The sequence below is a fragment of the Brevundimonas vesicularis NBRC 12165 genome (assembly GCF_001592205.1).
Taxonomy (GTDB): domain Bacteria; phylum Pseudomonadota; class Alphaproteobacteria; order Caulobacterales; family Caulobacteraceae; genus Brevundimonas; species Brevundimonas vesicularis.
In genome coordinates, this window is the sequence record NZ_BCWM01000004.1 from 85173 (window position 1) to 98530 (window position 13358).

The 13358-nt window shown below is 65.2% G+C and carries 14 protein-coding genes, 2 tRNA genes, 1 other RNA gene and 1 pseudogene; 6 read left to right on the forward strand and 12 right to left on the reverse strand.

All coding sequences use genetic code 11. The annotated features are described in order from the left end of the window. Window positions 1–4 precede the first annotated feature (4 nt). Complete coding sequence (locus BVE01S_RS04355; RefSeq protein ID WP_066551435.1) at window positions 5–364, forward strand: RusA family crossover junction endodeoxyribonuclease; 360 nt, start codon at window positions 5–7, stop codon at window positions 362–364. 6 nt (window positions 365–370) lie between these two features. Here BVE01S_RS04355 and BVE01S_RS04360 read toward each other — a convergent pair whose 3' ends face one another. The 3 genes from BVE01S_RS04360 to miaA all read right to left on the reverse strand — a co-directional run bounded on the left by BVE01S_RS04360 (window position 371) and on the right by miaA (window position 2256). Beyond that, entirely contained in the window at window positions 371–844 is a 474-nt protein-coding gene (locus tag BVE01S_RS04360; protein WP_017504863.1) for an SspB family protein, read from the reverse strand. 111 nt (window positions 845–955) lie between these two features. Beyond that, window positions 956–1325, reverse strand: a transfer-messenger RNA (tmRNA) gene (gene ssrA, locus BVE01S_RS04365). 10 nt (window positions 1326–1335) lie between these two features. Next, window positions 1336–2256 carry a tRNA (adenosine(37)-N6)-dimethylallyltransferase MiaA gene (gene miaA, locus BVE01S_RS04370; protein ID WP_084375290.1) on the reverse strand — a complete coding sequence of 307 codons (921 nt, stop codon included), beginning with the start codon at window positions 2254–2256 and terminating at the stop codon, window positions 1336–1338. A gap of 26 nt (window positions 2257–2282) precedes the next feature. On the opposite strand from miaA, the gene BVE01S_RS04375 reads away from it, so the two are divergent. Continuing rightward, on the forward strand, window positions 2283–3350 hold the full coding sequence (locus tag BVE01S_RS04375) for an Mrp/NBP35 family ATP-binding protein (RefSeq protein WP_066625016.1): 1068 nt from the start codon (window positions 2283–2285) through the stop codon (window positions 3348–3350). Between the two features lie 76 nt (window positions 3351–3426). Then, window positions 3427–4524: an NADH:flavin oxidoreductase gene (locus BVE01S_RS04380; RefSeq protein ID WP_066624802.1), complete on the forward strand. Its 1098-nt coding sequence runs from the start codon at window positions 3427–3429 to the stop codon at window positions 4522–4524. 19 nt (window positions 4525–4543) lie between these two features. On the opposite strand, the gene BVE01S_RS04385 is transcribed toward BVE01S_RS04380, so the two are convergent. Further along, complete coding sequence (locus BVE01S_RS04385; protein ID WP_039243695.1) at window positions 4544–4864, reverse strand: YbjQ family protein; 321 nt, start codon at window positions 4862–4864, stop codon at window positions 4544–4546. Window positions 4865–4873: 9 nt separating this feature from the next. Then, entirely contained in the window at window positions 4874–5401 is a 528-nt protein-coding gene (locus tag BVE01S_RS04390; protein ID WP_088582859.1) for a dihydrofolate reductase, read from the reverse strand. Between the two features lie 57 nt (window positions 5402–5458). Here BVE01S_RS04390 and BVE01S_RS04395 point away from each other — a divergent pair, with 57 nt between their 5' ends. Continuing rightward, window positions 5459–6046 (forward strand): hypothetical protein, encoded by a 588-nt coding sequence (locus BVE01S_RS04395; protein WP_066624805.1) that lies wholly within the window; start codon window positions 5459–5461, stop codon window positions 6044–6046. On the opposite strand, the gene BVE01S_RS04400 is transcribed toward BVE01S_RS04395, so the two are convergent. The 3 genes from BVE01S_RS04400 to BVE01S_RS04410 form a co-directional block, all read right to left on the reverse strand. Next, window positions 6043–6348, reverse strand: coding sequence for a nucleoside triphosphate pyrophosphohydrolase family protein (locus BVE01S_RS04400; protein ID WP_066624807.1), 306 nt, complete (start codon window positions 6346–6348; stop codon window positions 6043–6045). The two genes, BVE01S_RS04395 and BVE01S_RS04400, sit on opposite strands and share 4 nt — an antisense overlap. Next, entirely contained in the window at window positions 6348–7205 is an 858-nt protein-coding gene (locus tag BVE01S_RS04405) for a thymidylate synthase (protein ID WP_066625022.1), read from the reverse strand. The genes BVE01S_RS04400 and BVE01S_RS04405 overlap by 1 nt, the downstream gene beginning before the upstream one ends. 75 nt (window positions 7206–7280) lie before the next feature. Then, window positions 7281–7823, reverse strand: a complete 543-nt coding sequence (locus tag BVE01S_RS04410; RefSeq protein ID WP_066624810.1) for a DUF924 family protein — start codon at window positions 7821–7823, stop codon at window positions 7281–7283. Here BVE01S_RS04410 and ilvC point away from each other — a divergent pair. Then, on the forward strand, window positions 7822–8856 hold the full coding sequence (gene ilvC, locus BVE01S_RS04415; RefSeq protein ID WP_084375292.1) for a ketol-acid reductoisomerase: 1035 nt from the start codon (window positions 7822–7824) through the stop codon (window positions 8854–8856). The two genes, BVE01S_RS04410 and ilvC, sit on opposite strands and share 2 nt — an antisense overlap. A gap of 59 nt (window positions 8857–8915) precedes the next feature. Here ilvC and BVE01S_RS04420 read toward each other — a convergent pair. Continuing rightward, window positions 8916–8992, reverse strand: a tRNA-Pro gene (locus BVE01S_RS04420). Between the two features lie 200 nt (window positions 8993–9192). On the opposite strand from BVE01S_RS04420, the gene BVE01S_RS04425 reads away from it, so the two are divergent. Then, window positions 9193–9266, forward strand: a tRNA-Gln gene (locus BVE01S_RS04425). Window positions 9267–9447: 181 nt separating this feature from the next. Here BVE01S_RS04425 and BVE01S_RS17435 read toward each other — a convergent pair. The 3 genes and pseudogenes from BVE01S_RS17435 to BVE01S_RS04435 all read right to left on the reverse strand — a co-directional run. Further along, a pseudogene (locus BVE01S_RS17435) lies at window positions 9448–10482 on the reverse strand (tyrosine-type recombinase/integrase); the annotation flags it as partial. After that, entirely contained in the window at window positions 10427–10678 is a 252-nt protein-coding gene (locus tag BVE01S_RS16730) for a helix-turn-helix domain-containing protein (protein WP_003167202.1), read from the reverse strand. The pseudogene BVE01S_RS17435 and the gene BVE01S_RS16730, both read right to left, overlap by 56 nt. A gap of 302 nt (window positions 10679–10980) precedes the next feature. Beyond that, the gene (locus BVE01S_RS04435) at window positions 10981–13332 is read right to left on the reverse strand and encodes a heavy metal translocating P-type ATPase (protein WP_054765645.1); all 2352 of its coding nucleotides are present in this window, start codon (window positions 13330–13332) and stop codon (window positions 10981–10983) included. Window positions 13333–13358 lie beyond the last annotated feature (26 nt).

The following is a 13358-nucleotide window of genomic DNA, read 5'->3' on the forward strand; positions in this document are numbered from 1 at the left end:
TCGCATGACCGCCGGCTGGATCGGGACCGGTAAGGTCAGGGCGAGGGAGGATGGCGATGCGGTCGAGATCGTGATCGACGGCCTGACGACCCAGGCCAAATACTATAAGCCGCTGGTCTATGAATTCATGCGCAAGGAATGGCGCGGAGCCAGGCCGTCATGGGGCGACCATGTCGTAGAAATCCGCATGGAGCATGTCGGCGAACCGCCCTGGATGGACCTCGACAACCTGGCCAAGGCCTTGCTCGATTCCATCAAGGGCTATCTGTTCCACGACGACGCCCAGGTCGCGCGGCTGCTGGTCGAAAGACGCGAAGGCGAAAGAGAGCGGATTCTGATCCGCTCCTATCCGCGTAAAGACTGACGGCGGCTATTTCTTGCGGAACTGGTCCAGCGAAACGACCTTGGGGCCGTCCGAAATCGGCGGCATGTCCTGCGGCGGGGTCGGCTCGTCTTCGACCTCGTCCAGAAGCTGCGGGTCTTCGAACTGCAGCAGGAATTGGACGCTAGGATCGTAGAAGCGCGTGATCGCGGAATAGGGGATGACCAGGCTCTTGGGCATGCCGCCGAAGCGCAGCTTGACCGAGAAACGCTCAGGCTCGACGCGCAGGTCGTCATATTGGTGCTGCAGAACGACCGTCATCTCTTCTGGATATTTCGCCAGAATGTCAGGGGCCACGCTGACGCCGACGGCGCGCGTCTTGAAGGTAATGTAGAAGTGGTGGGCGCCGGGCAGGCCCTCGGCCAGCACGCGTTCCAGCGCGGCGCGCATGACGCCGCGCAGGGCTTCCTGCGCCAGCTGTTCGTACCGCATCTCATCGACCGGAGGGGCCTGGTCGCTCATCGTCACCTCACATCAGAGCGCGACTGATAGCGGCGCAGGGCCGTAGGCGAAAGGTGTCATGAAGGTAAAGCGCCGGGTTTCTGGCGCCAGGCTCCCGATCATCTTTTGGAAAGTGCCGGGGGTTCTGTTGCCAGGCCCCCCGACGGGCCCCGCCCAGGGATCTGAACCCCTAGGACTTAAGATTCGAAATCACTCGAACCGCATTACGCGGCGAGAGCGACTTCTCCAGCGAAGTTATCGTTCGCAGTTAGAAAATGGCCCGATACGGTGGGCCAGGACGAGCGAAAGCAATCCTCTTTACACGTCCGTCGATGCTAGTCGGCCCCATGCTGCCTCCGCCGATAACGCGGGGAGAAAGTTGGTGGAGCCGCCGGGAATCGCACCCGGGTCCGGTCCGCTTATTACAAGCGCGTTTATCGCTATAGTCCGGCCGAAACCGGACCAGACGAATATAGGCGCAGCCGTGAGGCATTCCAAGCGCCGGATTGCACTCAGGCGCGGCGCCACTCCGGCGTCTGGTTTCGGAACCACGTCAACTGACGTTTGGCGTAGTTGCGGGTGGCTTGTTTTAGGGCGGCGATCGAGTCGTCGCGGGCCAGATCGCCGGACAGGTAGGCGGCCAATTCTCTGACCCCGACCGCCTTCATGGCGGGCAGGGCGGGGTGCAAGCCACGGTCCACGAGGGCTTGGACTTCCTCTATCGCTCCCTGATCAATCATCAGGTCCACACGCTGGTCGCAGTTTGCGTAGAGTTGCTGACGCTGGGGCTCTCTGACCCATCCGATCCATGAACCCGGAGCCAACAAGGGCTGGGTGTCGGCCTTCCAGGCACTCAACGCACGGCCGCTGGCGATGAAAACACTCATGGCTCGAACCAGTCGCTGGCGGTCTCCCTGTTCGATGGCCTGCGCCGCCTCGGGATCGATCTGGGCCAGGCCCCGGCGGAAACCTGACTCGCCGAGCGCCGTGTAGTCGGCATCCATCTGATCGCGCACGCCGCTCGGCACTGCGGGAATGTCGGCCAAGCCCCGCGTCAGGCTGGTGAAATAGAGGCCAGTGCCGCCCACCAGAATGGCCGGGCGGCCTTGATCGCGGAGGTCGTCGAGCAACGTTATTACCGCGCGGCTCCAGCGTCCGACCGACCAGGCGTCGGCCGCGTCTGCGACGCCATACAGTAGATGATCGGCTTGGGCTTCATCCTCTGCCGAAGGGCGGGCCGTCAGGATGCGTAGGTCGGCGTAAAGCTGCTGGCTGTCGGCGTTGATGATCACCGCGCCCGTTTCGCGCGCCATCTTCAACGCCAGCGCCGATTTGCCCGAGGCGGTCGGGCCGGCGATCAGGGTGATTGAGGGCGGCTGGGACAAATCGTGGCTCGCGAGACGGGTTCGAGGGCGATAGAACGCGCGCATCATCGCCTGCAAGTCCCTTGGAGACCGCCTTGGTAGAACGCACCGCCGTCATCGCCGCCCTGGACGCCATCATCGATCCGGTTTCCGGCCAGGGACTGGTCGCCGCCGGTCTGGTTCAGGGTCTGGTCGTGGCCGAGGATCGCGCGGGGTTTGCTCTGGAAGTCGATCACACCCAAGCGGCCGCCTACGCGCCGGTTCGTGACGCAGCGGAGGCTGCGCTGAAGGCCATTCCCGGCATGGCGCGCGTTTCGGTCATTCTAACCGCCGAGACCAAGCCTGTTGCTGCGCCGCGCACGGCGAGCCTGTCAAAGGCGGCGGTCGATCAGGGCCGCGCCAAGGCGCCCGTCCCGACCGATCGTCCGGCCCATGTCCGCCGCGTCTTGGCCGTCGCCAGCGGCAAGGGCGGGGTGGGCAAGTCCACGGTCGCCGTAAATTTGGCCGCTGCGCTTTCGGCGCGCGGGCTTTCGGTCGGCATTCTTGACGCCGACGTGTATGGGCCGTCGCTGCCGACCATGCTGGGCATCAGCGGCCAACCCGCCTATGAGGACGGCGCCATCGTGCCGCACATCGCTCACGGGTTGAAGGCTATGTCGGTCGGCCTGTTGACCAAGATGGACGACGCTATGATCTGGCGCGGACCGATGGCATCGCAGGCCATCACGCAGATGCTGACCCAGACGCGTTGGGGGACAGCTGATGCGCCGCTGGACGTGTTGGTGGTCGATCTGCCGCCAGGCACGGGCGACGTCCAGCTGACACTGATCCAGAAGACGCCGCTGGATGGAGCGGTGATCGTGTCGACGCCGCAGGAAGTGGCCTTGGCCGATGCGCGACGCGCCCACACCCTGTTCCAACGCGTCAATGTCCCGACGTTTGGCCTGATCGAGAACATGAGTGGGCCAGTCTTTGGTGAAGGTGGGGGGAAGGCCGAGGCCGAGCGCTTATCCATCCCGTTTCTGGGCGCCTTGCCGCTGGACGCCGCCTTGCGGGAGGGCGGCGATGCCGGAAGACCGCCTGTCGCAACCGATCCGCAGGGCGATATCGCCGGCCGCTTCGCCGAAATAGCCACGCACGTCTCTGCGGCGCTCGGGATTTAGAAAAAGCCGAGGCAGGGGGTTTTCAAACGCAACCCTGTTCGCCACCTTGGATGCTACAGATACTCAAGGAGTTCCGATGAGCCTCGACGCCCTGTTCAGTCCCTTCACGATCAAGGGGCTGACCCTGCCCAACCGCATCGTCATGGCGCCCATGACGCGGTCCTTCTCGCCGAACGGCATCCCGACCTCAGACGTCGCCGCCTATTATCGCCGTCGCGCCGAGGGCGGGGTGGGTCTAATTGTCACCGAGGGCACGGTCGTCGAGCGTCCTGCGGCGCGTAACGACGCCAATGTTCCCGTCTTCCACGGCGAAGCGCTGCCGGAGTGGAAGTCCGTGGTGGAAGAGGTTCATGCCGCCGGCGGTCTGATCGCGCCGCAAATCTGGCACGTGGGCTCGGCGAGGGGACGCGGCGAGGACTGGGCGCCGCTGGGCAAGGTAGACAGCCCGTCGGGCATGACCATGCCGGGCAAGACCAAGCTGGAGCCGATGACGGAGGAAGATGTCGCCGACACGATCGCCGCTTTCGGCCGGTCGGCCCGCGCGGCTCGCGACCTCGGCTTCGACGCCGTCGAAATCCACGGTGCCCATGGCTATCTGATCGACCAGTTCTTCTGGGGCGGCCTAAATGCGCGCGAGGACCGCTGGGGCGGACCAACCATCGCGGACCGCGCCCGCTTCGGCGCCGAGGTCGTGAAAGCGGTGCGTGAAGGCGTCGGCGACGACATCCCCATCATCCTGCGCCTGTCGCAGTGGAAGCTTCAGGATTACACGGCCCGCATCGCCGAGACGCCGGAGCAGATGGTCGAGTGGCTGACCCCGCTGTCGGACGCCGGCGTCGATGTATTCCATTGCTCGCAGCGCCGCTTCTGGGAGCCGGAATTCGCAGGCTCGGACCTGAATTTCGCCGGCTGGACCAAGAAGCTGATGGGCAAGCCCACGATCACCGTCGGGTCCGTGGGCCTGGACGGCGAGTTCATCGCGGCCTTCGGCGGCGAAGGTTCAAAGCCCGCCTCGCTGGACGGTCTCCTGCGCCGTCTGGAGAACGAGGAGTTCGACCTGGTCGCCGTCGGCCGCGCGCTGCTGGCCGATCCTCAGTGGGTCGCCAAGATCCGCGACGGTCGCGAAGACGAGCTGCGCAACTTCGAGCGTTCGGACCTGATGACCCTGTCCTGATCGTGAGACATCGAGCCGGTTATGCCGGCTCGACGATCACGCCCGTGCCGTAGCATAGGACCTCGGTCACGCCCGGCATGATCTCCGTCGCGTCGTAGCGGACGGCCAGGATGGCGTTGGCGCCGTGGGCCTGGGCGTGTTTGACCAGTTCGTCATAGGCTTCCTGACGCCCGGCCTCAGCCAGCTTCACATAGGCGCCGACGCGGCCGCCCAGCATGGACTGGACCCCGCCGATGGCGTCGGAAATGGCGTTGCGCGATCTCACCGTGACACCGCGAACCAGGCCGATGTGGCGGGTGACGCGAAAGCCGGGCAGGTCGTTGGTCGTGGTGACGTACATCTGTTTCTCCTAGCGGCGTTCCAGCACACGGAAGGTGAAGGCATGATCGTCCTTCTCGCCTGCCGGGTGCGATTCTGACGATACCTCGACCCAGGCTGTTTCGTCGAATGCAGGAAAGACGGCGTCGCCTTCGGGCGAGGCCTCGACCTCGGTGATGTACAGGCGCCTGGCGCGGGGCAGGGACGCCTCGAACAGGGCGGTGCCGCCGATGATGCAGATCTCATCGACGCCATCGTCCTCGGCTGTCTCGCGCCCGATCTCGATGGCTTCGTCCAGGGTGGCGCAGACCAGCGCGCCCTTGGACATGCCGTCGGTTTCGTAGGATTCGTCACGCGTCAGCACGATGTTCAGCCGACCGGGCAAAGGCTTCAAAGGCAGGCTTTCCCATGTCTTGCGGCCCATCAGGCAGGGCTTGCCGACGGTGATGGCCTTGAAGCGCTGCAGATCGCTGCGTAGCCGCCAGGGCAGGTCGCCATTTCGGCCGATGACGCCGTTGCGTCCACGCGCGACGACCAGGGAAATGAGGGGCTGGGGCAAGAACCTTGACCGTATCGATGCGTTGAGGTGGCCCATCCAATGAACGCGAGCCCCGTTGTGAGCAAGTATCTCCCCGCCATCGTGGTCGGTTTCCTAGTCGCGTTCGTCATCAGCGGTGGGCTGGCGTTCTTGTTCTCATCCGCCGGAGTCGACGCCGGCTATCTGCCGATGATGGTCGGTGCTTTCTTGGGCGTGTTCACCGCCTACATCATGGCCAATCTGGCGGGCACAAAGCTGGGCAAGGCGGCGACGGCGGAGCAGAAACAGGCCGCACTGGCGTTTCGCCCTCAGTTTCACGACCAGGCTTTGCTGATCGTCTATCGCGAAGGCTTCGTGGGCAAGGCCGCTGGCATGGACCTGTCGGTGGACGACAAGTTCGTGGCCCAACTGAAGAGCCCGCGCTTCACCGCCATTTCGGTCTCGCCGGGCGGCCACCAGGTGTCGATGGCGTTCGGCGGTCTGGCGGGCAAACAGAGCAAGCCGACGGTCGAAGGCTTCATCGCCGCGCCGGGCGACGTGATCGCCTTTCGCGCCACCATGCAGATGGGCATGATGAAGAACAGCATCGTGGTCGAACGCATTACTACGGATCAGGACCTGGTTCGGCGCCTGACGCCGATGATCATGATTGCGCCCGAAGCCTAAGCTTCAGTCTGATTGTCCAGCCACTTCAGCCATTTGCGCTGCATGGCGTGATCCAGATCGACACCCGCCCGCGCGCAGTAGATCAGCAGCATCCCCAGCACATCCGCCGCCTCGTCGCCCAGCGCCCGGCTGTCGGGCGCGCCTCGTGCGCGGCCGGTCAGCCGCAGGTGCTCGGCGGTCAGTTCGCCCAGCTCTTCCTGAAGCTTCAGCAGCGCCCAGTCGCGGTCACGGTCGATGTCGTGTTCGGCGGCGTAGATGTCGGAAATGCGCAGGACGTCGGCCTGCAGGTCCTTGAGGTTCATCAGACCGCGACTGCCGCCTTGATATGCGGCCAGGCCTCGTAGCCTTCGAGTGTGAAGTCCGAGAGGTCGAAGGCGAACAGGTCGGTCTTGGGCGCGATCTGCATGACGGGCAGGGGCAGGGGCTCGCGAGTCAGCTGAAGCTCGGCCTGTTCGAGATGGTTCAGATAAAGGTGGGCGTCGCCGAAGGTGTGGACGAAATCGCCCGGCTCCAGCCCCACGACCTGGGCCAGCATCAGCGTCAGCAGGGCGTAAGAGGCGATGTTGAACGGCACGCCCAGGAAGACGTCGGCACTACGCTGATACAGCTGGCAGCTGAGCTTTCCGTCGGCGACGAAGAACTGGAAAAGGCAGTGGCAGGGCGGCAGGGCCATGTCGTCGACATCGGCCGGGTTCCAGGCGGTGACGATGTGGCGACGGCTGTTGGGATTGGTCTTCAGCCCATGAACCAGCTTCTCGATCTGGTCGATGACGCGGCCGTCCGGCGCAGTCCAGGACCGCCATTGCTTGCCATAGACTGGGCCCAGCTCGCCCTCAGCGTCGGCCCATTCGTCCCAGATGCGGACGCCATTGTCCTTCAGATAGGCGATGTTTGTTTCGCCACGCAGGAACCACAGCAGTTCGACGATGATCGACCGCAGATGCAGCTTCTTGGTCGTCAGGACCGGGAAACCCTTGGACAGATCGAACCGCATCTGGCGACCGAAGACGCCCAAGGTGCCGGTGCCGGTGCGGTCGTCGCGACGGACGCCATTGTCGAGGATGTCGCGCAGCAGATTCAGATATTGCCGCTCGGGATGATCAGCCGGCGCTGCGGCGATGCGAGCCTGAAGTTCAGCGATGGCGACCTGAGCGTTCATGACGTCAGCTTCCACCCGAATCAGTCGTTCGCCAATGAGCCGTCGGTGGTCACGATCGGATCGTTGTGGATCGAATCAACCCCCGAAGCCGCCTTGGTCGAGGAAGGCTTGTTCTTCAGACGTTGTCTGGCGGCCTAGTGCGGCGTTGCGGTGCGGGAAGCGGCCGAAGCGGACGATGATGTCGCGGTGCAGCTTGCCCCATTTCTCCAGCTCTTCGTCGCCCGCGATCAAGGCCATGTAGCGGTCCTGATCCTCGATCCGTTCGGAATGTTCGAACGGCAGCAGCAGGAAGTTCTTCAAAGCCGGCTCGACCGCCAGATGCAGATCGTGGGCCACCGCATGGTTGGCGAACATCAGGGCGAGCGGGTCGGTGGCGAACTGATGCGCCGTGCCGCGAAAACTGTTTCGGGGATATTGGTCCAGCAGGATCAACAGCGCCAAGGCGCCCTCAGCCGTGTCCATCCAGCCGTCCAGTTCGCGACGCGCGGCGGCCCAATGCAGGTCTCTGCCTCGGTCGCGGAAATCGGCGTCGAACGCCTCGTCCTTGGCGAACCACTTTTCGGGCCCAGCCTCTTTCCAGAAGGCGACGACGTCGGATGGGGTTATGAAGGCGGTCATGACCCAGACCCTACCCAATCCGCTGCCCGTCTTCCATGATCGCGACTGCGACCTTTCGATCATCCGCGGCAAGCGCGTGGCCATGATCGGTTACGGCAGCCAGGGCCGGACCCATGCGCTGAACCTGCGCGATTCGGGCGTGGCCGATATCGTGGTGGGTCTGAAGTCCGGCTCCAAGACGCGAGACCTGGCGCGCGCCGACGGGTTTGAGGTGATGACGGCCGCACAGGCCGCGTCGGGCGCCGACGTGGTCGCCGTCATGACGTCAGACGAGGCGCACCGCGATCTGTGGCGCGACGAACTGGAGCCGAACGTGCGGCCGGGCGCGGCCTTGGTCTTCGCCCACGGCCTGTCGGTGCGATTCGGCCTGGTCGAACCGCGCGCGGATCTGGACGTCATCCTGGCCTCGCCCAAGGGGATCGGGCCGCGCATCCGCGATCTGTACGAAGCCGGGGAGGGGGTCTTCTGCCTGTTTGGCGTGCAGCAGGACGCGACGGGCAGCGCGCATGCCCTGGGCCTGTCCTATGCGGCGGCGCTGGGCTGCGGGCGCAAGGGCATTCTGGAAACGACGATGCGCGACGAGTGCGAGAGCGACCTGTTCGGCGAACAGGTCGTACTGTGCGGCGGCATCGCCGAACTGATCGACGCGGCCTTCATGAAGCTGGTCAACGCCGGCTATCCGCCCGAAGTGGCGTGGTTCGAGTGTTTCTATGAAACGAAGCTGGTGACCGACCTGATGTACGAACGCGGCATCGCGGGCGCTTTCGCCAAGATTTCGAACACGGCGGAATACGGCGCCTACCTGACCGGACCGCGTGTCATTGGAGCCGAATCTCGCCGGGCGATGGATCAGGTGTTGGCTGAGGTTCAAGGCGGGGCGTTCGTGCGGCGACTGATGGCCGACTATGACGTCGGATCGCCTGATCTGACCGCGCGCCGAAAGGCACTGGGCTCTAGGACCATCGAGTCGGTTGGAGCGCATCTGAATGCGGTGGCGCGTCAGGCGACGGAGAGTGCGGCGAACGACGACTGAAGCGGACATGGCAGCGGCGAAGACCCGCTGTCGCATCGTCGATTTTTCTGAGGAGAAGATGGTCGGAGTGAGAGGATTCGAACCTCCGACCCCTGCGTCCCGAACGCAGTGCTCTACCAGGCTGAGCCACACTCCGACCGTGGGGGCTGGCCTGGCGGCGTCGCCCCGAAGTGAGGACGCGGCTTATAGCCATGGGTTCGATAGGCCGCAAGCGCCCATTTTGACCCATCTTCACGGTAAGCGAAAATAGTCCTGAAAGAGGGTGTTGCATCCCAAAACGGCTTGGCGTATCTGACCGCCTCCGCCGCACAGAGTGCTTCGGAAACGCCGGTCCGCTGGGGAATGGTGTAATGGTAACACTACGGTTTTTGGTACCGTCATTCTAGGTTCGAGTCCTAGTTCCCCAGCCACCGCCCTCACTGCATTTGAGCCCTTTTGACCTCTCCTGAGGGAGGTGGGTTTTACACTGGGTTTTACAGTTGGCCTTCTGTTCTGCCCTTCCTGAAGCCGGGCGATCATACCCAATCCGATAGCTTCCCCTGTGACGTAGCGCCGGGCGATCTCCTTCACACGCTGCAACTCCCACCCCAGGATCGTGGCCACGTCGTCGAGCGGCAGGCCGGCGAGGATGTAGTTCGTCGCCGCGGTGCCTCTCAGGTCATGGAAGCGCAGTCCATCCAGACCGGCGGTCGCTTCCGATCCTGAACGCGTCTGCGCCGCTTCCTCAGCATCATTGCGGGCGCGTTGTACGCCGCTGTCCAGACCGCGGCCTGGCGGTGTCCACGGTTCACCGTCGGAGGTGGACAGCACGGTCGGGCAACTGCCGCGCTCAAGGGAGCCCAGTACCTCCCGGACAGCGTCCGTGATCGGAAGGACCACGCTCTTTCGGCCCCGGCTTTTGCCGGTTTGCCAGATGATGGCGTTCTCCTTCACCGCCGCCCAAGGCAGGGCGATGAGGTCGTTCTTGCGCAGACCCGTGACCGCAGCCAGTCGGATCGCCGCCGCGATTGGCGGGTCAGCGTAGGCCAGGATGGTCTCCAGATGCTGCGGCTCCCAGATTATGTCGGCCCGGTTGACCTTGTAGATGCGCGGGAAGTTCGCGACGGGATTCGTAGCCAACTCACCCCGGTTCACGGCCCAGTTCAGAACCAGTGACAGCGCGCCCAGAAGCTCGTCGGCGGTCTTGGGCGTGTTCGCTCGCTTGTCGCGCCAGGTGAGCAAGAAGGATCGCGCCTTAGGCGAGGTGAGGGCGGCCAGCGTTAGATCACCCAATTCCGTCCGTACGAGGTCAAGATGTTTGCGGCGATCCGTCTTGGTTCGAAGAGCCAGTGATTTGTCCTGGTTCATCAGGTCGAGGTAGCGCGTGATCAAGCCGTAGAGTGTCGGCTCGTCGGTCGCGCTTTTCTCGGTCTTGATCTGCGCGCGATAGGCCTCCATCGCCGCCGGCGCCTTTCGGGCGACCTCTCGCGCGAGGGAGCGCAGGCTGGAAGCTTGCGCCGCCAGGATTTGCGGACCGCCGCGCCACGCGTACCAGTATTCAAAAACCCGGTTCGCCTTGGCGCGCTTGATCCTATGGACCCCGGGCAGCATCCGGGTGATCGGCAATGAAGCGGGCGAGTTCGGCATCGGCCTTGTTCACGTTCAGTTCCGCAGAAGAATCCAGTCCGGCCAGCCGGTCAAGATGGGCGTCCAGAACCTTGCGGTCGTATCGATGTCGTGTTCCGAGCCGCACGTGCCCGAACGATAGTTTGCGGACGCTGGCCGCTGGCAGGCCCAGGTACTCTGCGGCCTCCTTTTCAGTGAAGAGCCGAGGCTCGGTCATGTGACGCCTCCTGAGCCGCTGCGCGAGGATCGCGAGAAGCTGAGTCGAGCGCGATGTGCAGACAAGCGCTACCCGTAGGTTTCCGGTAGCCACAGACTTTTACGAGCCTGACCGTTTGACGCGTGCAGCCAGACGCCTTCCTTGCGACCTGTGGTGACGGGACTGAGCTTCGGGTGATCGTCGCGTTTTAGGCCTCGTCGAACCCGCCGCGCAGAATGCTACAGGCGCCAGACGTCACTCCGCGTTGACTGGTCGTCCGATGGCGGGCCGATCGGCAAGCAGGACTTTCGGCGCTCTGCCTTCTACAGCCGGACGCCCTTAAGCCGTAGGGCGTTGGAGATGACGCTGACAGACGACAGCGACATGGCCAGGGCGGCGATCATCGGACTGAGCAGCAGGCCGAAGGCCGGATAGAGGACGCCCGCCGCCAGAGGCACGCCGAGCGCATTGTAGCCGAAGGCGAAGCCGAGGTTCTGGCGGATGTTGCACACCGTGGCGCGCGACAGGCGTCGCGCCCGGACGATGCCGTTCAGGTCGCCGCTGAGCAGGGTGACGCCCGCGCTCTCGATCGCCGCGTCCGAGCCCGCGCCCATCGCCACCCCGACGTCTGCGGCGGCCAGGGCGGGCGCGTCATTGACCCCGTCGCCGGCCATGGCGACGCGACGGCCTTCAGCCTTCAGGGCTTCGACCACGGCGGCCTTGTCGGCGGGGCTGACGTCGGCGCGGACCTCATCAATGTTCAGGCGGGCAGCGATGGCACGGGCCGTGGTTTCGTTGTCACCGGTCAGCATCAGGATGCGAACGCCCTCGGCGTGCAGGGCCGCGACCGCCTCGGCCGTGGTCGCCTTGACCGGGTCGGCCACAGCCAGCAGGCCCGCGGGCGCGCCGTCCACGGCCACGATGACCACGGTCGCTCCATCGGCGCGCAGGGCGTCGGCCGGGGCGGACAGGCCGGAGGCGTCGACGTCTTCGTCCTTCAGGAAGCCGACTGAACCGATCAGCACGCGGCGGCCCTCGACCAGGCCCAAGGCCCCGCGCCCGACGGGGCTGTCGAAGTCCTCGGCGGCGGCGGGCGTGATCCCGCGCGCGGAAGCGCCCTCGGTGATGGCGCGGGCGATGGGGTGCTCGCTGGCCCGCTCGACCGCGGCGGCGAGGCGCAGCAATTCGGCCTCGTCGAAACCGGGCGCGGGCTGGACGGCGGTCAGGGCGGGGCGGCCCTCGGTCAGGGTGCCGGTCTTGTCGACCACCACTGTGTCGACAGAGGCGAAGGTTTCCAATGCTTCCGCGTCGCGGATCAGTATGCCCGCCTGGGCGCCGCGCCCCACCCCGACCATGATCGAGATGGGCGTGGCCAGACCCAGGGCGCAGGGGCAGGCGATGATCAGCACGCTGACCGCCGCGACCAGCGCATAGGCCAGACGCGGCTCCGGCCCGATCACAGACCAGACGATGAAGGCCGCGACCGCCGCCAGCACCACGGCGGGCACGAACCAGGCGGAGACGCGGTCGGCCAGCCGCTGGATCGGCGCGCGGCTGCGCTGGGCCTTAGCCACCAGGGCGGCGATCTGGTTCAGCAGGGTGTCGGCTCCGACCTTCTCGGCCTCCATCACGAAGCCGCCGGTGGCGTTCAACGAGCCCGCGATCAGATCGTCGCCGACCTGCTTCGTCACCGGCAGGGATTCACCGGTGACGAGCGACTCGTCCAGCGATGCCCGGCCTTCGATCAGGCGGCCATCGACCGGGACTTTCTCGCCCGGCCGCACGCGCAGGCGGTCGCCCACGGCAATGTGTTCGACGGCGATCTCCTCGTCCGTTCCGTCCAACCGGATGCGCAGGGCCTGTTTTGGCGCCAGGTCCAGCAGGGCTCGGATGGCGCCGGAGGTACGTTCGCGGGCGCGCAACTCCAGCAGTTGGCCCAAGAGCACCAGGGTGACGATGACGGCGGCGGCCTCGAAATAGAGGGGCGGCTGGCCGTGCATGTCCTTGAAGGCGTCGGGGATCAGGTCGGGCGCGACGACCGAGGCCGTGCTGAAACCCCAGGCGACCAGGGTCCCGAGCGCGATCAGGGTGAACATGTTCAGGTTCCAAGTCCTGACCGAGGTCCAGCCGCGCGCGATGAACGGCCAGCCCGCCCACAACACCACCGGCGTCGCCAGGGCGAACTGGACCCATCCGCTCCAGCCGTGGGGTAGGGGAATGTGCAGACCGAGCAGGTGCGAGCCCATCTCCATCACGAACAGGGGGACCGTCAGGACGGCGCCGACGACGAACCGGTGGGTGAAGTCGGCGATCTCGGGATTGGGGCCGGCGCCGGCCGTGGCGTCTTCCGGCTCCAGCGCCATGCCGCATTTTGGACAGGCTCCCGGGCCGATCTGGCGCACCTCGGGGTGCATGGGGCAGGTGTAGATGACGCCGGGCTTGACGGGTTCGGGCGCGGCGGGCGTCAGGTATTTCGCCGGATCAGCGACGAACTTCGCTCGGCAACCGGCCGAGCAGAAGTGGAACTCGTGCCCGTCGTGCGTCGTATGGTGGGTCGTCTTCGCCGGATCGACCGTCATGCCGCAGACGGGATCCTTCGCTGTGGCGTTGGTCGAGGATTGGGCGTCGGGGCCCTGGGAATGACGGTGATCGTGCGGGCTATGGTCATGCGACATGGGCGATCCTCGACCTTAACTATGGA